The sequence below is a fragment of the Psychroflexus sp. MBR-150 genome, from assembly GCF_053628795.1.
Map to the genome: position 1 here is coordinate 103373 of NZ_JBRJHB010000005.1, position 23524 is coordinate 126896.

A 23524-nucleotide genomic window follows, 5' to 3' on the forward strand; every position below is an offset into this window, starting at 1 on the left:
CTAATTGAGAATCTCAGCGTTCTTAGCGACTTTGCGGTTATTTATTTTCACCGCTGAGACGCAATGAACGCAAAGTTTTATTTCCTTAGTTAAAAAATAAAGATACCATAATCAATGCCATAAAATTATTTAGATTTATTGTTAATTAAAATATTCTTTCGTGCCTTCGCGACTTTGCGAGAGACTTTTATTAAACTCAAAACAAATACCTCACCCCAAACTGAAACTGTCTTGGCGGTCCGGCATTTCGCTGCACAAAACGCCCAGATGATGCTGGTCCAGCCTGAATTTGGTTACTCTGCGTGGCATTGTTAAAAAAACCACTTAAGTTTTCTGCATTCAAGACATTAAATATATCAGCTCGAAACTCTAAACGGTGGTTGTTACTCAATTTAAACCGATGCTGAACACCAACATCAAAAGTGTTATTCCACGGCAAGCGGTCGTTGTTTCTGGATTCGCCAGGTGAGCGGTCGCTGTTGCCCACATAAGCATCGCCAAATCCTGAGCCATCGCCATTCAGGTCGGTTGTGCCAAAAACTTCACCGTCAGGAATTCTGTTGATGGGTTGTCCGCTTTGTAAAAGTGCAGCCAAAGTTATGGTCGTGCCTTCAAAAGGATAATAATTAAAAATACCATTAATATTATGTCGCCTGTCATTGATAGACGGTCCCCATTCTGCATCAAAATTATTGGCATCCATAGCTCTAAAGTTGATATCTTCTGTATCATTTTTTAAAGATGATAAAGTGTAATTGACACGATATGAATAGTTGTTTTGACCTCGGGCTTTTTGCAAATTAAAACTCGCTGCCCAATATTCAGATTCGCCTTTGGTTTCAGTAACTACCACGTTTCTCGCCACACCTTCAACTTCTTGTCCGTCAATAATTCCAACGCCATTCACGATAGGTATGGGTCGAGTTGCGTCGGCTTCTTCTATGGTTCTCACATCATCAGGAGAAAAATCACTTCCTATTGGAAAGGGTTCGGCGGCATTGAGATTTCTTAACCTAAATAAATTTTGACTTCTATTGTGCATCACATCTACAAAAAATAATTTGTCATTCTCCAGCTGAACTTGATAGCCTAAAGTAAATTGATGTGAATAAGGATTGTCATAACCATTTGGATTTAATATTCTTCTTTCATTAGAAAACACATTTTGTTCACTTCCAGCCAAATCTGCGGGCGATGGTCCTTCTAAAAAGTTGATGTTACTAAAATTAGCCGTCAAATTTCCATTGAAAGTTACGCGGTCAATATCAGTATCAGCAGGTAAAATACTTTGATTTACGAGTTCTTGAATTTGCAGTTTATAGTCTTCAGAATTGTTGTTCAATTGTAAAGCATCACTATAAATCGCATAGTTAATTTTATCGTAGGCAATGGCATATCCACCGCGTATCACAGAATTTTCAGTAAGTTTAAAGTTAAAGTTGAGTCGTGGGGCGATGTTGTCGGTGTCGCCATCGGTGCTTCCGCCTTTAGATAAGTTGTCATAATCGTATCTTAAACCTATAGTGGCATTGAGTTTATCATTGATTTTCCATAAATCTTCAACATAAAACGACGTGATGTTTTGAGTCGTGCCAAAAGATGAAGGTCTTAATTCAACACCATAATTCACCACTTCAGCATCCAAAGGAATATCATCGACATTTAACGCGCCACCAATATTTTGACTATTTAGCGTGTTGAGTTGTTGGTCGGTTAATCTTACAATGTAGTTTCCATTAGGATTACCACCGCCAAACAATTCGTGGTCGCCACTGATATAATTAAAACCTGCTTTGATGGTATGGTTTTCTAAATACCACTTAAATTTTTGTTGAAACTGAACCGTGTTTTCAATTTCGTCAAACACAAATCCAGGATGACCAACAATGGCAACAGGTTGGTCGGCAGGGTTTCTCACGGTAACTTGAGGCGAAGCGCCATTATCGGGGTCAGCGTAATTCCAACGAAAACGCCCATAAAGAACATTGGTTTCAAAACTCATATTGCCAATATTGTATGCATTTTTTAAAGCCAAATTAATGCTATTACGCTCTTGTGCACTTGCAGCCGATGGAAAGGTTACGCCACCTTCAAGTCCGCCACCTTGTTGTTCTATATCGATGACGCCGATATTGGCTCTCAAAGAACTTCTAAAATTTTCTTTCCAAATGTGGTCGATTTTAGCTGAAAAATAATTGAATGTATTAGTGCCTTCAACCGTTTCTATAACTCCTAAATCTGGAGAATTTAATAGGTTGTCTTTTTGGTCAGTTGTGTGTTCAAAATTGATAAAATAAAAAGTTTTGTCTTTTACAATTGGACCACCAACAGCAAAACCAGATTGGTATCTCGCAAAGCCATCTTTAACCAAGTTGCCAGACAAATCGCGTTGGGCAAAATCGGTTTGACCGTCAATTTCTGGGCCAGGTCGCGTCACAAAAAAAACTTCGCCGTGATGTTCGTTACCACCAGATTTGGTTGTAATATCAATGACACCATTGCTGGTCAATCCATATTCTGCTGAAAAATTACTGGTCAAAACGGTAATGTCTTTCACAAAACCAGCTGGAATAGCAAAACGCTGTCCGCCGAGAAAACGCTCATTATTATCCATCCCGTCAATTAAATAGGATGTAAAAAGCGGGTTTGCTCCATTGATACTCACATTTGGTGCTTCAGGAAAAAATCCTGTGGCTTGAGTAACATTGGGAATCCTATACAGAACTCGAGTGATATCTCGGCCTTCAACAGGTATTTCTTCTATTTCTTGGGCTTCCAACTCAAAAGAAACTTCAGCGTCTTGACGATTAATTCGACTCGTCTTATGTTGAGTAATCAAAACTTCGTCTAAAGATTGTTCAGCAAAATCTTTGGAGATAAGATAAAATGGTAAATTGATATTTTCGTTAGAACGGATATCGATTGGCTCTGATTGTTGTTGGACGTATGTTGTATTGCCTTCAAAAATGATTTTGTAACCGTTCAAAGGCAAAATATTTTTAAACACCACTTGTCCCTTTTCGTTTGTAGTTTTTGTGATATTGATTCCTTGATTTTCGTTTTGTAATCGAATTTCAATATTTGAAATACTTTGGTTGTTTTCAAGGTCAATAACGGTAACGTTGATGTCTTGTTGTGCTAATCCTAACCAAGTCAGTAGAATACAACACAGGCTTAAAAATCTGGTCATTTTTTAGATTTAATAAAGGATTTGAAAATAAAATTTTTAACGCGTGATTGAGATTAATCGTGGCGAACCTTTATTAAATGGTATTTGAGTATTAACACCTAAAGTTGAAAATTGTAGGTTGAAAAATATAAACTCAAATCGTTTGATTAAAATTGAAATCAAATGTTGTATTTGAGCTGAAATTTTATGGATAAAATTTTGAATGTGTTTTAAACTTTCAATATTGTCGATGTCATTAAAAGTTTCTAAGCAAAGCACATTGTTTTGAAGACCAATTAAAGCTGATTTAATTTGATTGAACAACTTAGAAGTTTGCCAAGCCAAATTTTTAAAATCTAAATCATCAAAGGTGTTCTTGTGAATTCCAAGAATGTAAAACCCACCATCAACTGAAGGTCCTAAGATTGTATTGTTTTGATTTAGAGCCTGGTGAGCTTTGAGGATATGTTGAGTTAGAAGCTGAGGTGTATCATTTCCAATTGTGATGACTTGTTGATAACCAGACTCAAAAACATCACTAATAGCATTATAAAAGCGTTCGCCAAAGTTTTTCCCTTTTTGAGTTTTCTCGGTAGTTATAAAATAGGGTAACCGACTTCGTTTTACCTTTTGAATCAAGTTTTGGTTCAGTTGTTCAAACAACTTTTCGCCGTGTTGAATTCCTTTACGCTGAGCATCAACTTCAGGCGAATTGGCAAAAACGAGAATAGCGGTTTTAGAATTCAATTTTTATAGCATTTGAATTTTTTTATCGTTTGAAAATTTAAAACCTTACAAAATGATTTATCGCCCTGGTCTAAAAATTAAAGCATTGGGATAATCTTTTTTGAGCTCAGCAAAAGCTTTATCGGCATACAATTTTGTTCGAAACTCACCAACCCATACTTTATAATTTGGCGTTTCGTATTCTATTGTAGCTTGATATCCATAGCCTTTAGAATCATATTCTCTTTTAGTTTGTTCAGCATTTTCTCTCGTGCCTGAAAAAATCTGAATGGTATAAAATGACTTGAGTTCGTGATCTTTAACCATCTTTTTCTTCAGCCAAAGTAAGCTATCTAAAGTTTGAGTGTTGACAGTTGTATTTTGAGCTTTTATAGCTAAGCTCAAACAAATGAATAAGATACAATACAGATTTTTCATAAGTTATTAGTTCAAACGTTTTACAAAAATAAATTATTTTGATACAAAGATTGATTTTATTATTTAGAAACACTTTAAATTAACTTTTAACAAATATCAGCATTACCAAAATCAACCTATTATCTTATTTTTGTATTCAATTTTTTTATAGACATGCGAATAGTCTGATTTAATATTAATTGAAAACTATTATGAAAAAGGTGATTCTACGCCCTTCTCTTTTTGCTTTATTCTTTATTCTTTTTAGCATTAGTGCTTATTCTCAAGATGCAAAAGTAGATAGCACGGCAACAGCTTCTGCAGAAAATACTGACACCGCAAGTTCAGTTGTTCCTGGAGGAGATCCTGCAAAGGGAGAAAAGCTATTCAAATCTTTATGTGCAGCTTGCCACAAACCTTATGAAAGATTTGTTGGACCAGCTTTGAACGGTGTCGTCAATAAATATAATGGTGATTTTGAATGGCTTTATGCTTGGATTAGAAACAATCAACAACTTATTAAGTCTGGTGATTCAAGGGCAGTGGCTATTTATGAAGAATACAACCAGACGGCTATGAACACCTTTCCGCAGTTGAGCAATCAAGATATCGACGATATTTTAGCTTATGTGGAACAGCCAAAACCTGAACCTAAAGTCGCTGTTGCAGACAATGCAGCTGCCGGTGGGCAAGCTCAAGGTAATCAAATTTCTACAGATTTAATTTTAGCAATTTTATCCTTTGTTTTATTACTGCTTGTCGTTATTTTATATTTAGTCAATAAAACGCTTAACCGCTTTGCTGAGGTAAACGGCGTTAAAATTAAATCTGAAGATGAGCAGCCAAAAAAACCATTGTGGAAAGCTTATGCTGAAAATGGATTTTTAGTTTTGGTTACAGCAGTTATATTTTTGCTTGCCACGGCTTGGTTTGGTTATGGCTATTTGATGCAAGTTGGTGTTGACCAAGGTTACGAACCGATTCAGCCTATTCATTATTCACATAGAATTCACGCTGGTGATAATAAAATAAATTGTAAATACTGTCACTCATCAGCTCGAGTTTCAAAACATTCGGGCATTCCTTCTCTCAATGTTTGTATGAATTGTCACAAACAAATCGCAGAAGTGGCACCTGAAACACAAGCTAAAGGTAAAGAAGAATTTAATGTAGATTATAATGCTGAAATCGCCAAACTTTATGAAGCTGTAGGTTGGGATAAAACCACGCAATCTTTTACGGGTGAATCTAAACCTGTTAAGTGGGTTAGAATTCATAATTTACCTGACTTGGTTTATTTTAACCATTCACAGCACGTTACGGTAGGGCAAATTGCGTGTCAACAATGTCACGGTCCTGTTCAAGAAATGGAGGTGATGTATCAAAACGCACCTTTAACAATGGGATGGTGTATAAATTGTCATCGAACTACCAATGTTAAGGTAAAAGACAATGGATACTATACTAAAATTCACGAAGAATTATCAAAAAAATATAATGTAGAAGAATTTACCGTAGCCGATATGGGTGGAATAGAATGTGGTAAATGTCATTATTAATCAACCATAGAAATACTTAGTCTTATATGTCTTCAAATAAAAAATACTGGAAAAACCCTGAAGAGCTCAACGCTGATAGCTCTGTAGTTGAGGCTCTTCAAACCAAAGAATTTACTGAGGATTTACCGAGCAAATCGCAGATCAGAGAAGAAGAATCTCAAGATGAATCTTCTACAAGCCGAAGAGATTTTTTAAAGTATGTCGGTTTTAGCACAGCAGCTGCTACTTTAGCAGCTTGTGAAGGTCCTGTGATTAAGTCGATTCCTTATGTGTTTCAGCCAGAACGTATCGTGCCTGGCGTAGCAAACTATTATGCCACGACTATGGCTGATGGGTTTGACTTTTCAAGCGTTTTGGTTAAAACCCGTGAAGGAAGACCTATAAAAATTGAGTGGAATGATAAGTCTAAAGCTAAAGCTGCTGGTGGTGCCAGAGTTCACGCTTCAGTTTTATCTTTATATGATACTAAACGTTTGCAAAATCCAAGCATTGATGGTGCAGATGTGACTTGGAAAACTTTTGATGATGCAGTAAAAAAAGAATTAGACACTGTTGGAGGCAAGCCTATTGTGTTTTTAACTCAAACTTTTGCGAGTCCAAGCACTCAAAAATTGATTGAAGATTTTAAAGCAAAATATCCAACGGCAAAACATATTACTTACGATGCAGTTTCTGAACATTCAATGTTAGAAGCGTTTAAAGCTAAATACGGCGTAAGAGCATTACCTAATTATGATTTTTCTAAAGCTGAAACTATCGTTTCTGTCGGTGCTGATATTTTAGGAGATTGGCAAGGTGGCGGTTTTGACGCTGACTATTCAAAAAGTCGTGTGCCACAAAACGGAAAAATGTCTAAACATATCCAATTTGAAGCCAATTTAACAACAACTGGTGCTAATGCCGATGAACGCGTACCTGCTAAGCCAAGTGTTCAGAAAAATATACTCTTAGAAATATACAGACAGATTTCTGGTGAAGTTTCTGTCTCGCCAAAACTTGATGACAAACATAAAAAAGCAACGACTAAAGCAGTAAAACATCTTAAAAAAGCTGGAAACAAAGCCATTTTTGTAACAGGTATTCAAGATAAAGCCGCTCAAGCAATGGCTTTGGCTATCAACGAAGCACTTGGATCTCAAGTTATTGATACTCAAAATTACCGATTGATAAGACAAGGTAATGATGATGATGTTAAAACGCTAGTCAAGGATATGAATGCTGGAAAAGTTGGTGCATTGATTTCTTGCGGTGTCGATCCAGCTTACGCTTTGCCTGAAGCCGACCAATTTATTTCAGGGCTTAAGAAAGTGAAATGTAGTGTGAGTTTTGCAACCACAAAACACAAAACAGCAATGTTATCAAAATATGTTGCAGCTACACCACATTATTTAGAATCATGGGGAGATGTGCAAATGACCAAAAACCATTTTGCCTTAACACAACCTACAATTCAAAAAATATTCAATACCAGACAATTTCAAGAATGCCTTTTGAAATGGACTGATAGCGACGAAAAATATTACGATTATCTTAAAAATAGCTTTAGTGAATACGCCAATGGTGTTAAATGGAATACAGCTTTACACGATGGTGTTTTTGAAGCTAAAAACGAAGTTTCAACTGAAAAATCAGAAAACAATTCAACTACAACTGAATCTTTAAGTCAAATGATAAGTGCTTTTAATTCTAATTCGCCAAAAGGTGATTTTGAATTAACGCTTTATACCAAAGTAGCAATGGGTGATGGCAAAGGTGCTAACAATCCTTGGCTTCAAGAATTCCCAGATCCAATCACAAGAAATACTTGGGATAATTATTTAACGATTTCTAAAACTGACGCAGACAAACTTGGTATAGAAAATAGAGTAACCTCTAAAGGTGCAATTGATGGCGATTTAGTGAATATCACACTTGGTCAAACGACCTTAAATAATGTGCCAGTTATGGTTCAGCCAGGTCAAGCTCTTGGTTCTGTTGGTTTAGCCCTTGGTTATGGACAAGTTGAAGGCTTACAAGATGAAATGAAAGTCGGCGTGAATGCTTATCCATTATATAAAAACTTTAAAAATATACAAGCTGTCAGCATAGAAAAGGCTTCTGGGAATCACGAATTTGCCAGTTTGCAATTGCAAAACACGATGGCAGGTCGAAAAGACATTATTGTAGAAACCAGTCTTGCCGACTATGTTAATAAAGACAAAGAAGAATGGAATCCAACACCAGTTTTTTCTAAAGATCACAAAGAATATCCTTTTGATTCAAATAAGGTTAATCTATGGCAAGAATTTGACCGTTCAATTGGTCATCATTTTAATTTGTCAATAGATTTAAATGCTTGTACGGGATGTGGAGCTTGTGTGATTGCTTGTCATTCTGAAAATAACGTACCAGTAGTTGGTAAAGCAGAAGTGCGAAACAACAGAAATATGCACTGGTTGCGTATTGATCGTTACTATTCTGCTGGTGATACATTTGATGAAGAACAAAAACGCTATAAAGAAGATGGAGCTTTAGACCACCATAGAAGAGTAGAAGACGAGTCATTTGACAATCCTCAGGTAGCGTTTCAGCCTGTAATGTGCCAACATTGTAATCACGCCCCTTGTGAAACGGTTTGTCCTGTTGGAGCTATTGGTCACGGACGTCAAGGTCAAAACCAAATGACTTACAACCGTTGTATTGGAACACGTTATTGTGGAAACAACTGTCCTTATAAAGTAAGACGTTTCAACTGGTTTAGATATAACAAAAATGATGAGTTTGATTATCATATGAATAATGATTTGGGAAGAATGGTGCTTAATCCAGATGTAACTGTGCGCTCGAGAGGTGTGATGGAGAAATGCTCAATGTGTATTCAAATGACTCAAAAATCTATATTAGATGCTAAGCGTGATGGAAGACCCGTTAAAGATGAAGAATTTCAAACCGCTTGTAGCAATGCGTGTGATAGTGGAGCCTTGGTATTTGGAGATGTAAATGATAAATCTAGTACAGTTTATGAAAAATTACAAGATGATAGAAAATTCTATCTGTTAGGATATTTAGGAGTAAAACCTAATGTATTCTATCAAACAAAAATCACAAATAGAAAAGAAGTTTAAACTAATTAATTAGAAAATATATTATGTCTCATTACGAAGCACCCATTAGAAAACCGCTTGTAACCGGAGATAAGTCTTATCACGATGTTACGGTTGATATTGCGAGACCTATTGAAGGCAGAGCCAACAAATTATGGTGGATTGTTTTTTCCATTGCTCTGATTGCATTTTTATGGGGATTAGGTTGTATCATTTATACTGTTTCCACTGGAATTGGTGTTTGGGGTCTCAACAATACTATTGAGTGGGCTTGGGATATCACCAACTTTGTTTGGTGGGTTGGTATCGGTCACGCCGGAACCTTGATATCGGCAGTATTACTCTTATTTAGACAACGCTGGCGTATGGCGGTAAACCGTTCTGCTGAGGCGATGACCATTTTTGCTGTTGTTCAAGCAGGTTTGTTTCCGATTATTCATATGGGTCGTCCTTGGTTAGCCTATTGGGTGTTGCCTATTCCTAATCAATTTGGGTCGTTGTGGGTGAATTTTAACTCACCGCTTTTATGGGATGTATTTGCAATTTCAACTTATCTATCGGTATCACTTGTGTTTTGGTACACTGGTTTGTTGCCAGATTTTGCCATGATAAGAGACCGTGCAAAATTACCATTTCAGAAAAAAATATATTCTATATTATCATTTGGCTGGAGTGGACGAATGAAAGATTGGCAACGGTTTGAAGAAGTGTCTTTAGTCCTTGCAGGTTTGGCTACACCACTTGTGTTATCAGTTCACACCATTGTATCATTTGACTTTGCTACCTCGGTTGTTCCAGGTTGGCACAGTACAATTTTCCCACCATATTTTGTTGCCGGTGCAATTTTCTCAGGTTTTGCTATGGTGCAAACCTTGTTGATTATAATGCGTAAAGTTTCAAATTTAGAGAATTATATTACCGTTGACCACATTGAAATGATGAACAAAGTCATCATCGTAACCGGTGGAATTGTTGGTACAGCTTATATTACTGAATTTTTTATTGCTTGGTATTCTGGAAGTGCTTATGAGGATTATACTTATCTTTCATTTGGTGCAGCAACTGGACCTTATTGGTGGGCGTTTTGGGCATTGATACTATGTAATCTTATTGTGCCACTTTCACTTTGGTGGAAAAAGATGAGAAGAAATATTATGTGGACATTCTTAGTGTCTATTGTAATCAATATCGGAATGTGGTTTGAGCGGTTTGATATTATTGTACTTTGTTTAAGCAAAGGGCGTACACCATCAACTTGGTCAATGTTTTCGCCTACTTTTGTTGATGTTGGTATCTTTATTGGAACTATAGGCTTTTTCTTTGTGTTATTTTTGTTATATTCTAGAACTTTTCCAGTAATTGCTCAAGCAGAGGTTAAAAGTATTTTAAAACTATCTGGAGATCGATATAAAGCAATGCGTGAAGCTCAAGGTGATGATGTTCAACTTTATGAATTGCCTAAGCAACAACCGCTTCCCGATTTTGAAAAACTAATAGCAGAACAGGAAAATAAAAGAGAAAAGGTTAATAAAGAAAATGCTAATTTAGTTGAGACTTTAATTTTAAATATAGGAAAAGCATCTAAGGATATGGCAGATGACCTGAAACGCTTATCTGGTGTTGGTCCTGCTTTAGAAGAAAAACTCAATCAAATTGGGGTTTATACTTATAAGCAAGTTACAAAGATGACTGAAAAAGAATTTAGAATATTAGACGAACTTATCCAAAAGTTTCCGAAATCAAAAACTAAATATTGGATAGGTGAGGCTAACTTACTTAACAAGAATTAATTATGGCAAATTACACATTACAAGCATTATACGAAGATGATGACCACTTGATGAAAGCCGTTAAAGAAACCCGTTCTGCTCATCATCATATTGAGGAAGTATTTACACCATTTCCAGTTCACGGTCTTGATAAAGCTGCAGGTTTAAAACCAACACGAATAGCTATTACTTCATTTATGTATGGTGTTCTCGGTCTTGGCGTTGCTGTTTGGATGATGAATTTTATAATGATAGATGATTGGCCTAGAAATATTGGTGGTAAACCAAGTTTTACATTCTTTCAAAATATGCCAGCTTTCATTCCTATTATGTTTGAGTTAACAGTGTTTTTTGCAGCTCACTTGATGGTTATTACATTTTATATGCGTTCTAAAATTTGGCCATTTAAAAAAGCAGAAAATCCAGACCCAAGAACAACCGATGACCATTTTTTGATGGAAGTTAGTACAGAAAAAAATAATGTTCAGAGCCTAGCTGAGTTTTTACAAGCCACAGGCGCTAAGGAAGTTACATTAAAACAATCTTAACCTATGAAATATTCAATTTTAATCTTACTCTGTCTTGTGCTTAGCTTGAGTTCATGTGCTGATAAAAACAATCCTAATTATCAGTATTTTCCAGACATGTATCAGTCTTTAGCCTATGAGACATATCAAGAAGCGACAATATTTCCTAACGAACAAGAAGCCATGTTGCCTGTTGAAGGAACTATTCCTAGAGGTTGGTTGCCTTATAATTATAAAAATAACCCAGAAGGCTATAATTTGGCAAAAGCAGAACTTAAAAATCCTTTAGTGTATTCTGAGGAAAACTTAAAAAAAGGTCAAGAATTATTTAATATATATTGTGCAACTTGTCACGGTCAAAAAGGAGATGGACAAGGTTGGTTAGTGCAACAAGAAAAAATACTCGGTGTGCCAGCTTATGATGACCAAGGAAGAGCAATTACTGAAGGTAGTACATATCATGTTATGTATTATGGTATAAACACGATGGGATCTTATGCCTCTCAAATGAGTGAAAAGGAACTTTGGCAGGTTGATCATTATGTCATGAAACTCAAAGCTGAGCTTGAGGGCAAACCAGAAAGAGCTTTTGAAACTGAGAAAGAAACAAAACAAGATGTTGAAAATACTGTAGAAGAAGAAGTCGCAATAACTGAATAAAGAACAAAATAAGATAGATTATCATGTATAAAATGTCCAACAAACTTCGCTTATCAGCAATCATTTTTATGGTTGTGGGTGTTTTAGGGATAGCTTATGGCTTTTGGCAAGCCCCAAGCTCAAAAGCTGAAGCTAAAGAATTATTAGAACACAAAGCTGAACATGGCGATTCTCATGCTGAAACAGCAAATACACATCAAGTTGAAGGGCAAAGCTCAAATCATGCAGAAGAAGCTCATAGCGATGAACATCTTGAGCATGCTTATCATCAAATGCAAAACAGACCTTGGTCAGCCGTTTTTGTGCCAATGTTGTTTTTCTTTTTAATTGCAGTTGGAGCTCTTGTGTTTTACGCTATACAAAATGTGTCTCAAGCTGGTTGGTCTCCACTATTGTTTAGAGTTATGCAGGGAATTTCAAATTATATGTTGCCTGGTGGAATTTTGATTTTCTTATTTCTTATACTCTCAAGTTTGCAACTCAACCATTTATATATATGGATGGATCCTGAAACTGTAGCTCATGATGAAGTTATACAGGAAAAATCAGCATATTTGAATATTCCATTCTTCTTTATTCGTTCAGCTATTATTTTATTTACGTGGTTGTTTTTTAGACATTTATTAGTCAAAAATTCTGTCAAACAAGATGATGAATTAAACTTGAATTTATACAAAAAAAATGTCAAATTATCAATAGCCTTTTTAGCTATATTCATTATTACTGAAGCCATAGTATCTTGGGATTGGATAATGAGTATTGATACACACTGGTTTAGCACGTTGTTTGGATGGTTTGTCTTTGCAAGTATGTTTGTTTCTGCTATTACAACTATTGCTTTAGTGAGTATTTATCTCAAATCAAAAGGTTTGTTAGAACAAGTTAACGACAGCCATATCCACGATTTAGCTAAATTTATGTTTGCTTTTAGCATATTTTGGACTTATTTATGGTTTTCTCAATTTATGCTGATTTGGTATGCTAATATGCCAGAGGAAGCAGTGTATTTTGTATCGAGGATTGAAAATTATAAGTTGATGTTTTTCGGGATTGTAGCTATTAACTTTGTAGGTCCAGTTCTTATTTTAATGAATTCAGACTTTAAACGAATTAATTGGATAGTTGTTTTGACAGGGATTTTGATTTTAGTAGGTCACTATTTTAATTTCTTCCTACTCATAATGCCTGGTACTGTAGGAGATGCTTGGGCTATTGGTATTCCAGAAATCGGTAGTTTACTCTTTTTCTTAGGATTATTTATTTGGTTCGCCTTTAAAGGAATTAGTAAACTTCCTTTAGTTCCTAAAAATTCACCATTTTTAAAAGAAAGCCAACAATATCATTATTAAATTATAATATTGAAAGATAAAAATATATGACAGCATTTTTAATCATAATCGTATTAGCACTTTTAGCCATTACATTTTGGCAAATATCTAAAATATACAAATTATCAAAACCGTCAGATGATGATGGTGCTATTGCCAATGATAAAGACAACCAAAAACAAGCCAAAATTATGCTTGTATTTATGGTGTTTCTTTATGGTTTGATGATTTATTCATTTTGGAATCTAAGTAAGTTTTATTTACCAGAAGCAGCCTCAGATCACGGTTCTACCTATGATCAATTAATGTTTATATCAATAGGGATAATTATGACTGTTCAGGTAATCACTCAAGCTTTATTGCATTATTTTGCTTACAAATATCGTGGTAAAAAAGGAAAACGTGCTTTGTTTTATGCCGACAATAATACCTTAGAGTTTATTTGGACCGTAATTCCTGTTGTTGTTTTAGCAGGTTTAATCATTTACGGACTTGTTTCTTGGACTCAAATTATGAATCCAAAGCAAGATGAAGATACTATGGTTGTAGAAATATACGCTTATCAATTTGATTGGAGAGCTCGTTATGCTGGTCAAGACAATATTCTCGGCAAAGCAAATGTAAGATTTATAGAAGGCGTCAATCAACTCGGTGTTGATGAGACGGATGAATATGGCAAAGACGATGTAATTGTTAACGAATTGCACTTACCTGTCAACAAACCTGTGATTTTTAAATTCCGTTCTCAAGATGTTTTGCACTCTGCCTTTTTCCCTTTCTTTAGGTCTCAAATGAATGTTGTCCCAGGTATGATTACAGAGTTTGGGTTTACACCTACAATAACTTCTAATGAAATTAGAAATAGCGATTATATGTTGGAGAAAGTGAAACGCATAAACAAAATACGCGACGAAAGAAGTAAAAAATTAATTGCAGAAGGTCGTTCTGAGTTAGATGATTATGAATTTGAATACTTCTTGCTTTGTAATAAAATATGTGGTGTTACACATTACAATATGCAAATGAAAATAGTCGTTGAAGAAGAAGAAGAATTCAACAAATGGATGGAAGAGCAACAAACTTTTGGAGAATTATTAGCTAAACAATAATTAAAGAAACAATTTAAAGATGTCAGCAATAGCAACAACAGCACATTCAGGCGAGCATGCGGAAGATCATGCACATCGCCATCATGAACAGTCATTTATAGAAAAATACATTTTTAGTACAGACCATAAGATGATTTCTAAGCAATATCTTATTACAGGTCTGATTATGGGTTTTATTGGTATAAGTATGTCAATGCTTATGAGGTTACAATTAGCTTGGCCAGACGAAAAATTTTGGATTTACGAGGTTCTACTTGGTAAATTTGGTCAAGATGGTGTTATGGACCCAGGAATATATCTTGCCTTGTCTACTATTCACGGAACCATAATGATTTTTTATGTTCTCACTGCTGGTTTAAGTGGAACGTTTAGTAATTTACTCATTCCACTCCAAATAGGCGCCCGAGATATGGCTTCTGGTTTCTTAAATATGATTTCTTACTGGTTGTTTTTCATTTCTTGTGTCATTATAGTTTCATCCTTTTTTGTAGAATCTGGACCAGCTTCTTCGGGTTGGACGGTTTATCCACCTTTGAGTGCCTTGCCGGAAGCTATTGGTGGTTCTGGTTTAGGAATGACTTTATGGTTGGTTGCTATTACTATTTTTATTGCATCATCTTTACTCGGTTCGCTTAATTATATTGTTACAGTTATAAATTTGAGAACCAAAGGTATGTCTATGACAAGATTGCCTTTAACCGTTTGGGCATTATTTGTCACAGCTATCATAGGTGTTGTTTCTTTCCCTGTTTTGTTATCAGCAGGTTTGTTGTTGTTGATGGATAGAAGTTTTGGAACATCTTTTTTTCTGAGTGATATTTATATTCAAGGTGAAGTCTTGGCACACCAAGGCGGTTCACCTGTTTTGTATGAACACTTATTTTGGTTTCTTGGTCACCCAGAAGTTTATATTGTTATTTTGCCAGCTTTAGGTATTACTTCTGAAGTTATTGCCACTAATGCTCGTAAGCCGATATTTGGTTACCGTGCAATGATTGCTTCTATCTTAGCAATTGCCTTTTTATCTACCGTAGTTTGGGGTCACCATATGTTTGTTTCTGGGATGAATCCTTTCTTAGGATCTGTGTTTACATTTACAACTTTACTAATTGCAATTCCTTCAGCTGTTAAAGCTTTTAATTATATTACCACATTGTGGAAAGGAAATTTGCAATTTAATCCCGCTATGCTGTTTTCCATAGGATTGGTTTCTACTTTTATTACAGGTGGATTGACAGGTATAATTTTGGGTGATAGCACCTTAGATATCAACGTTCACGATACTTATTTCGTTATTGCACACTTCCACTTAGTGATGGGTATTTCTGCACTATATGGATTGTTTGCTGGTGTTTATCATTGGTTTCCAAAAATGTTTGGGCGCATGATGAACAAAAACTTAGGATACATCCATTTTTGGGTGACTGCTGTAGGTGCTTATGGTGTGTTTTTTCCTATGCATTTTATTGGAATGGCAGGTTTACCAAGACGTTACTATGCCAACACCGCTTTTCCATACTTTGATGATTTGGCCGATACCAATGTTTTGATTTCTGTGTTTGCTTTTATCACCGCTGCGGCTCAAATTGTGTTTATTTACAACTTCATCAGTTCTATTTTCTACGGTAAACGGGCAACACAGAACCCGTGGAAAGCAAATACCTTAGAATGGACTGCACCAGTAGAACACATTCACGGCAACTGGTATGGTGATTTGCCAACGGTTTATCGATGGTCTTACGATTACAGTAAACTTAATTCAGATGAAAGTGACTATGTGATTGCTGGTCAAGATTTTGTTCCACAAAATGTACCTTTGCAAGAAGGAGAAGAAGAAATGAATCATTAGCAAAATAAGCTTCATAAATTGATATAAACGTCTTAGAGTTTCTAAGGCGTTTTTTGTTATACTTGAGTTTACTATAACGTGAGTTCGATATAAATTCCAATAAAATATATTCACATAAAATACAGATATTTAATCATTTGCCATGTCGATAGAGCGAAGCATGAGATTTCTCCTCTTTCTTTGTTCGAAATAACAAAATTTACTAACAAAAATATGTAATCATCTGATTTACAGCTTTCAATAAATCAAACTCACGTTAAGTCTGTAATTTATAGAGTTTATCTTATAATTGAATTAAAACAGTAGCTCTGCTAGGAATCGAACCTAGATCTAAAGTTTAGGAAACTTTTGTTCTATCCGTTGAACTACAGAGCCAATGGAATGCAAATCTAAATTTAAATTTATAGAACTCCTATTTCATTTAATAAAAAAACCGTCTGTGAAGACGGCTTAATATTATAAAAACAAAATTATAAATTATTTGATTTCTACAACTTCAACTTCAAAGGTTAAGTCATGGCCAGCAAGTGGATGATTGGCATCAACTACAATATGGTCATCATTTACAGCGGCTACGCGAAGTTGTTGTTCACTCCCATCTGGGTTTTTTGAAACTAATCCCATGCCAACTTCTGGTTTGATTTCTTCTGGAAGTTGTTCTTTGCTAACTTTATGGAATAAGTCGTCGCGTACATCGCCATAAGCTTCGTCTTTGTTTATTTTTAATGTCTTTTTTTCGTTAACTTTCATATCGATAATTCCTTTTTCAAATCCAGGTATTAGCATACCTTGACCCAAAGTGAACTCTAAAGGTTCACGTTCTAAAGAACTGTCAAATACTTGATCGTTTGATGTTAATTTCCCTGTGTAATGCACTTTTACAGTGTCTTTGTCTTTAACTTGACTCATAAATTATGTATTTTTTTTACAAAGTTACAGATTATTATAAGTCTGCAAACCTAATTGCTTTAATTATCAATTATTTAATATTTTGAACTCAATATTTAAATTGCTTTTATTCAAGTTAAAATTTTCTTTATAACACATTTGAATGCATTTGGCATTATGACCCTAAATAGAATAGAATTAATTTTTTTAATTTATAGTGGATGAGCTAATACAGGTTTGAGAAACAATCTACGCTTTCAGTTTGAACTCTTGTTGTCAAAGGGTTGTGCTGAATTAAACCTAGCACATGAAAATTAAATTAAAACGAGAACATCAAATTTCAGACTTTATCTCTTGAATCCATAATTATCGTCACTGGTCCATCATTGGTTAAAGTAACTTGCATATCTCCGCCAAAAATGCCAGTTTTCACCTCTTTATTAAGGTTTTGTTCTAAGGTATTAGCAAAGGCTTCGTAAAGTGGTTCTGCTAATTCGGGTTTTGCGGCTTTAATAAAACTGGGGCGATTGCCTTTTTTTGTAGAAGCATGAAGCGTAAATTGACTGATAACCAAGGCTTCAAAACCTGTATCTAAAAGGCTGAGATTCATTTTGCCAGCTTCATCACTAAACAAACGCATTCTCGATATTTTCCGAACCAACCAATCAATATCGTCTTGCGTATCTTCATCTGCTATGCCTAAAAATATCAATAAACCTTCTTGTATCTCAGCATGATAATCGGGTTTAACCTTGACTTCAGCTTGTTTTACACGTTGTAAAATCACTCTCATAATTTAATCGGCATAAGGGTTTTTACGAAAAGTTTGTTGTTGGTCGTCGAGTTCTTCTAAAATTTGGCAATAGCTTTTATATCTTGAAAACGCTATAATATCGTGATTTAAAGCTTGCTTGATTGCACATTTAGGCTCGTTGATGTGTAGACAATTATGAAATTTACATTCTGATTTTAAAGCAAAAAATTCTCTGAAATAATCGCTGAGTTCTTCTTTTTCCATATCAATCATTCCAAAACCGCGAATGCCTGGCGTGTCAATAATTTTTGCTCCAAAATGGGTTTCGTGCATCTCGGCAAAGGTTGTGGTATGCTGACCTTGGGCGTGTTGCTCTGAAATTGCTTTGGTTTTGATGTTAATATTGGCATCCATAGCATTGATAATACTCGATTTACCAACGCCACTATGACCTGCAAACACGCTGATTTTATCAATCATCAAGGCTTTGACTTGATCTAAATTTTTGCCAGTTGACGCCGAAATACCAATACAGTGATAACCAATTTCACGATAAATTTCAGCTAAATATTTAAGTTCGCCAAATTCGTTTTGGTCTAAAGTATCTAATTTATTGAACAATAAAACACATTCCACATCAAAGGCTTCTGCAGAAGCCAGAAACCTGTCAATAAAAGTGGTTGTAGTTTCGGGATTATTAAGCGTAATCACTAAAAATGCCAAATCTATATTGGCTGCAATAATGTGGGTTTGCTTAGATAAGTTAACCGATTTGCGAATGATGTAATTTTTACGGGCTTCAAAATCTTTTATCATGCCAATGGTTTCATCGCCGTCTTTTGTGACCTCAAAATCGACTTTATCGCCTACGGCAATGGGGTTGGTGCTTTTTAGACCCTGAAGTCTAATTTTGCCTTTCAGTTTGCAGTTATAAAAAGCGTTGTCAGAGGTTTTTACCTGATACCAACTGCCAGTAGATTTATAAACGATGCCTTTCATTTGAAATTTTGAATTGTAAAAATATCATTTTTTATCTCCTGTCAAAACTTTATGTTGATGTGCAATGGACTCTTGGTGAATAGCTTTGAGAAATTTAGTCACAAAATCTTCACTTAATCCATTTTCAGTACCTTCCTTTATCATTTTATCTAAAATTTCATTCCAGCGTTTGGTTTGTAAAATAGCAACGTTATTTTTCTTTTTCAGTGTTCCAATTTCATCAGCAATTTTCATACGTTTGCCCAATTGATTGATAATTTGATGGTCAATTACATCAATTTTGGTTCTTAAGGTATTCAATTTGTTTTTAAATTCATTCGCTTCACTGTGTTCTTTTCTTATTTTTAAAACTTTAGTCATTTGGTCTAAAGCCTCAGGCGTGATTTGTTGAGCAGCATCACTCCAAGCTTCATCTGGCAAATGATGCGTTTCTACCATGATACCATCGTAATTAAGGTCAAGTGCAGTCTGGCAAATATCAAAAATAATATCGCGTCGTCCAGCGATATGCGATGGATCGACAATTAAAGGCAAATCTGGAAATTCATTTTGTAAATCTACCGCCAGTTGCCATTCAGGGTTGTTTCGGTATCGGGTTTTTTCGTAAGTCGAAAATCCGCGATGAATGACACCGAGATTTGGGATATCAGCTTTATGTAGGCGTTCCACTGCTCCGAGCCAAAGTGATAAATCTGGATTGACAGGGTTTTTGACCAATACAATTTTATCTGTACCTTTTAAGGCATCGGCAATATCTTGAACGATAAATGGGCTAACGGTGCTTCGTGCTCCAATCCACAACACATCAACATCGGCTTCAAGTGCTAAATCAACATGAGTTTTGTTGGCCACTTCGGTAGCGATTTTGAGTCCGGTTTCGGCTTTGGCTTTTTTGAGCCAATCTAAGCCTATTTTACCTACGCCTTCAAAGTTACCTGGTTTGGTTCGGGGTTTCCAAATGCCAGCACGCATTACCGAGGTGTCTGTGTTTTTAAGTTGATGAGCAATTTTAAGTACTTGATCTTCGGTTTCTGCACTACAGGGTCCAGCAATGACCAGAGGATGTTCAAGATTGAAAGCTTCTAACCAGTTTTTAAATGTGTTTTGATTTGTCATAGCTGTATTTTTATAAATGTATGCCTTTTAAAATATCTTTTACAACATTTGTATTGTTCATCTCTTTGTATAATTGTTCAAAATCGTCTTGTTTTAAAGCGGTTTCAAAATTTTTCAAATTATTAATATATTCTGATAAGGCTTCCAAAACAAATGTTTTATTTTGTTTAAAAATAGGTGTCCAAGTTTGTGGATTACTTTTGGCTAACCTTACGGTAGATTCAAATCCACTGCCTGCCAAGTCAAAAATATTGCGTTCGTTTTCTTCTTTGTCGATTACCGTTTTGCCTAACATAAATGAACTGATATGTGATAAATGGGAGACGTAAGCCATATGCTTGTTATGCGATACAGGATTCATATATCTCATTTTCATCTGCATCTTTTCAAAACATTGAATGGCCAATTGTTGAAGTTTTAAATTGGTTTTTTCGACTTCGCAAACAATCATCGTTTTATGATCAAACAACTCGGAGAAAGCTGCTTGAGGTCCAGAAAATTCTGTTCCTGCAATGGGATGCGTCGCCATAAATTGTTCACGTTTGGGATGATTTTTCAGATGCTCACAAAGTTTAGTTTTGGTAGAACCTGTATCGATGACTAACGTGTTTGAACCGATTTGATTTAACAGCTCGTGAATCACATTTGGAGCTATATCAACAGGAATGCTTACAATGACCAAGTCTGCATTTTTGAAATCTTGTTTTTGAGCTTCCTTATTAATAATACCTAAATCAATTGCCTTATCTAAGTGATCTTTATTTATGTCTTGTCCTAAAAACTCAGCTTTTGACCAAAAGCGTTTTAAACTCAATAACATCGAGCCGCCTATTAAGCCTAATCCTATGCCAATTACTTTTTTCATGCCTTGAAGTGTTTTGTTCGCTCTAAGCACGTCTTTAATTCATCTTGATTGACGCAAAGTGAAAACCTTAAATAACCTTGACCATTAGAACCAAACACGTCACCAGGTGTTACAAATATATGATAATCGTGAAGTAAAATATCCGATAAAGTTTTAGCAGAAAGTTGAGATTGAATTTTTGCCCAAACAAAAAGTCCTGAGTTGTTTTTGTTGTATTTCAAATCAAGTTGATTACAAATTTGCCATACTAAATCTCGTCGTTTCGTGTAAATAGCATTGAGGTATTGATACCATTTTGATGACAATTGAAGTGCCTTTTCACCACCTTTTTGAATAGGGTAAAACATACCGCTATCCATATTCGATTTGACTTTGACAACTTGTTGTATCAAATCTTGATGACCACAAAGCATACCGACTCGCCAACCTGAAAGATTAAAGGTTTTGCTCAGCGAATTGAGTTCTAAAACGTGATTATTGGGCCAACGATGTTTTAAAATACTAAAAGGTTTATCATTGAGAATCAAGCTATACGGATTGTCATTAACCAATAGAATATGATTTTGTTTTGTGAACTCTATAAGATTGTTAATTGTGTCGTCATCAGCTTTAGCTCCTGTTGGCATATGCGGATAATTGATCCACATCAGTTTGGTTTTTGGTGTTATGAGTTTTGAAAGCTGCTCAATATCAGGTTGCCAATTTTGATTTTCTTTTAAATCATAATACAAAGTTTTGGCTTGAACTAAGCCTGACACAGCAGCATAAGTTGGATAGCCAGGGTTTGGCACTAAGACGTCATCACCTGGATTAAGAAACGCCATAGAAATATGCATAATCCCTTCTTTACTGCCTATAAGCGGTAAAATTTGATTATCTTTTGAAAGTTTAACTTGATAAGTTTTATCGTAAAAGGTTTTGATCGCTTCACGTAAACTAGGAATGCCAGCGTAAGCTTGATATTGATGGGCTTTTTCATCTGCTGTAGCTTTTATCAAACTTTCAACAACAGATTCAGGTGGATTGATATCGGGAGAACCGATTCCTAAATTAATTATGGGATTACCATCATCGATAAGGCGTTTAACTTCTTTAAGTTTTTTAGAGAAGTAATATTCTTTAATTTGAGCAAGTCGTTCGGCAGGTTGTATCATTTTTGTGCTTGTTTATAAATTCCGAGGAGTTTAAAATGATGTGTGATTGATTTTAGTTTTTCAATTAAATTTTCCATATCAATTTCTGGTAAAAAAATCATATCCACATAAAATGCATAATTCCATTTAGAAAGTGGCGTCGGTATAGATTGGATTTTGGTCATATTGATATTGTATTCTTGTAGCAAAGCCAAAACTTTAAACAAACTTCCCGGTTCGTGAGCCAATTCAAAACGGATTGAAGCTTTATCGGCTGACTGGTTTGGGATGATTTTTAGATTTCTTTCAACTTTTACAAAACGTGTAGAATTGAAGTCGTTGTCTTGGATATGAGATTTCAAAATGTCTAAACCAAACAACTCAGCCGTCCCGTCAGGCACAATGGCAGCAGTATGATGAATTTGTTTTTCGGCAATAATTTGTGCAGGTAAAGCGGTATCTACATCTTCCACCAATTTTAAATTAGAATGTTGATTAAAAAACTTTCCACATTGCAAAAACGCCATTTGATGAGAATTTACCGATTTAATATCTTCTAAATTTTGACCTTTTAACGCGACGAGATTGTGTTTGATATCTAAATAATATTCAGCTGAAATACTCAAATTATGCTCACTGATTAAAGTATAATTTGATAAAATACTACCAGCAATAGAGTTTTCTATCGCCATAATACCATAATCAACCTCTTTTGAAATAACTGCTTTTACTAAACTATTAAAACTCATACAAGCTTTGGTTTTAGCTTGTTTTGAAATAAAATCGCATACCACTTTATGATGGTTTGAGCCTTTTATGCCTTGAATTGCTATGCGTTCTGTCATATTTTAGTTTTAATCAAAAAAAAATCCCGAAACTGGTTCGGGACTTTATTATTTTAAATATTTTTTTAATATTTCAATAACAGTCCCGTACGCTTTTAAAAAAAGCATAATAGAAACCGTCAAAGAAAAAAGTATTTGTTTTCATAATCAGTTGGCTAAGTTATAGATAAAATTCAATTGAGCAAATGAATTTATAAAGAAACTTAAATTTTCAAATAACCATTTAAAGTTCAACAATCCAAAACAATTAATGATTTAAAAAACCTCACTCATTTCAACCTTACGCTTGTCATCATCAACCAAGTTCAATTTAACTTTTACAAATTTCTCTGGCCATAAAGGTTTAATCAGTTCTGGCCACTCGATGATGATATGTGCATCTTGAGCGAGATAATCTTCAAAACCTATATCGTAAACTTCTTCGATAGAATTGATCCGATAAAAATCAAAATGGTAAATGGGTTTGTCATCAGTGAGATATTCGTTAACCAAAGCATAGGTTGGACTAGAAACATTATCCTCACTGCCGAGATGTTTGACCAAAGCTTTGATCAATGTGGTTTTGCCAACGCCCATTTCTCCAAAAAACAAAAACGTTTTATGCGTTGAGTTGTTTAAAATATAACGAGCAACCTCCTCAAGATTGTCTAAACCGTAAGTCATAATTAAAGAATTTCTAAACTATTGAATTTGATTTCATATGTAAACTCATATCCAGCTAAAAAAAA

The 23524-nt window shown here is 35.0% G+C and carries 19 protein-coding genes and 1 tRNA gene; 8 read left to right on the plus strand and 12 right to left on the minus strand.

Annotated elements, in window-relative coordinates; all coding sequences use genetic code 11:
* Positions 1–196 precede the first annotated feature (196 nt).
* From ACSSV5_RS04425 to ACSSV5_RS04435, 3 genes are read right to left on the minus strand one after another with little or no spacing between them, the layout of a single operon-like run.
* A complete protein-coding gene (locus tag ACSSV5_RS04425; RefSeq protein WP_454244934.1) occupies positions 197–3190 on the minus strand; it encodes a TonB-dependent receptor plug domain-containing protein in 2994 nt (997 codons plus the stop codon).
* 36 nt (positions 3191–3226) lie between these two features.
* Positions 3227–3916 carry a TIGR04282 family arsenosugar biosynthesis glycosyltransferase gene (locus ACSSV5_RS04430; RefSeq protein ID WP_454244935.1) on the minus strand — a complete coding sequence of 230 codons (690 nt, stop codon included), beginning with the start codon at positions 3914–3916 and terminating at the stop codon, positions 3227–3229.
* A 57-nt stretch (positions 3917–3973) separates the two neighbouring features.
* Positions 3974–4333 (minus strand): SPOR domain-containing protein, encoded by a 360-nt coding sequence (locus ACSSV5_RS04435; protein WP_211064472.1) that lies wholly within the window; start codon positions 4331–4333, stop codon positions 3974–3976.
* Positions 4334–4524: 191 nt separating this feature from the next.
* On the opposite strand from ACSSV5_RS04435, the gene ACSSV5_RS04440 reads away from it, so the two are divergent.
* From ACSSV5_RS04440 to ACSSV5_RS04475, 8 genes are read left to right on the plus strand one after another with little or no spacing between them, the layout of a single operon-like run.
* Positions 4525–5871 (plus strand): c-type cytochrome, encoded by a 1347-nt coding sequence (locus ACSSV5_RS04440; RefSeq protein WP_454244936.1) that lies wholly within the window; start codon positions 4525–4527, stop codon positions 5869–5871.
* Between the two features lie 26 nt (positions 5872–5897).
* Positions 5898–8975, plus strand: a complete 3078-nt coding sequence (locus tag ACSSV5_RS04445; RefSeq protein WP_454244937.1) for a TAT-variant-translocated molybdopterin oxidoreductase — start codon at positions 5898–5900, stop codon at positions 8973–8975.
* Between the two features lie 23 nt (positions 8976–8998).
* Positions 8999–10744, plus strand: a complete 1746-nt coding sequence (nrfD, locus tag ACSSV5_RS04450) for an NrfD/PsrC family molybdoenzyme membrane anchor subunit (RefSeq protein WP_454244938.1) — start codon at positions 8999–9001, stop codon at positions 10742–10744.
* 2 nt (positions 10745–10746) lie between these two features.
* Positions 10747–11271: a DUF3341 domain-containing protein gene (locus ACSSV5_RS04455; protein ID WP_454244939.1), complete on the plus strand. Its 525-nt coding sequence runs from the start codon at positions 10747–10749 to the stop codon at positions 11269–11271.
* A gap of 3 nt (positions 11272–11274) precedes the next feature.
* Positions 11275–11910 carry a c-type cytochrome gene (locus ACSSV5_RS04460; RefSeq protein WP_454244940.1) on the plus strand — a complete coding sequence of 212 codons (636 nt, stop codon included), beginning with the start codon at positions 11275–11277 and terminating at the stop codon, positions 11908–11910.
* 23 nt (positions 11911–11933) lie between these two features.
* On the plus strand, positions 11934–13259 hold the full coding sequence (locus ACSSV5_RS04465) for a quinol:cytochrome C oxidoreductase (protein WP_454244941.1): 1326 nt from the start codon (positions 11934–11936) through the stop codon (positions 13257–13259).
* 26 nt (positions 13260–13285) lie between these two features.
* On the plus strand, positions 13286–14347 hold the full coding sequence (locus ACSSV5_RS04470; RefSeq protein ID WP_454244942.1) for a cytochrome c oxidase subunit II: 1062 nt from the start codon (positions 13286–13288) through the stop codon (positions 14345–14347).
* Positions 14348–14366: 19 nt separating this feature from the next.
* Entirely contained in the window at positions 14367–16196 is a 1830-nt protein-coding gene (locus ACSSV5_RS04475; protein WP_454244943.1) for a cytochrome c oxidase subunit I, read from the plus strand.
* A 303-nt stretch (positions 16197–16499) separates the two neighbouring features.
* Here ACSSV5_RS04475 and ACSSV5_RS04480 read toward each other — a convergent pair.
* From ACSSV5_RS04480 to tsaE, 9 genes are all read right to left on the minus strand, one after another.
* Positions 16500–16571 (minus strand) — tRNA-Arg (locus tag ACSSV5_RS04480).
* Between the two features lie 102 nt (positions 16572–16673).
* On the minus strand, positions 16674–17105 hold the full coding sequence (locus ACSSV5_RS04485; RefSeq protein WP_211064466.1) for an FKBP-type peptidyl-prolyl cis-trans isomerase: 432 nt from the start codon (positions 17103–17105) through the stop codon (positions 16674–16676).
* 319 nt (positions 17106–17424) lie between these two features.
* A complete protein-coding gene (gene dtd, locus ACSSV5_RS04490) occupies positions 17425–17877 on the minus strand; it encodes a D-aminoacyl-tRNA deacylase (protein ID WP_454244944.1) in 453 nt (150 codons plus the stop codon).
* Between the two features lie 3 nt (positions 17878–17880).
* The gene (gene rsgA, locus ACSSV5_RS04495; protein ID WP_454244945.1) at positions 17881–18837 is read right to left on the minus strand and encodes a ribosome small subunit-dependent GTPase A; all 957 of its coding nucleotides are present in this window, start codon (positions 18835–18837) and stop codon (positions 17881–17883) included.
* A gap of 24 nt (positions 18838–18861) precedes the next feature.
* Positions 18862–19953, minus strand: coding sequence for a chorismate mutase (locus tag ACSSV5_RS04500; RefSeq protein WP_454244946.1), 1092 nt, complete (start codon positions 19951–19953; stop codon positions 18862–18864).
* A gap of 10 nt (positions 19954–19963) precedes the next feature.
* Entirely contained in the window at positions 19964–20818 is an 855-nt protein-coding gene (locus tag ACSSV5_RS04505; protein ID WP_454244947.1) for a prephenate dehydrogenase, read from the minus strand.
* Positions 20815–21972, minus strand: a complete 1158-nt coding sequence (locus tag ACSSV5_RS04510) for a pyridoxal phosphate-dependent aminotransferase (protein WP_454244948.1) — start codon at positions 21970–21972, stop codon at positions 20815–20817. The genes ACSSV5_RS04505 and ACSSV5_RS04510 overlap by 4 nt, the downstream gene beginning before the upstream one ends.
* Complete coding sequence (locus ACSSV5_RS04515) at positions 21969–22796, minus strand: prephenate dehydratase (protein WP_454244949.1); 828 nt, start codon at positions 22794–22796, stop codon at positions 21969–21971. Before ACSSV5_RS04515 ends, ACSSV5_RS04510 begins: the two co-directional genes overlap by 4 nt.
* Before the next feature lie 255 nt (positions 22797–23051).
* Entirely contained in the window at positions 23052–23459 is a 408-nt protein-coding gene (gene tsaE, locus ACSSV5_RS04520; protein ID WP_454244950.1) for a tRNA (adenosine(37)-N6)-threonylcarbamoyltransferase complex ATPase subunit type 1 TsaE, read from the minus strand.
* Positions 23460–23524: the final 65 nt, after the last annotated feature.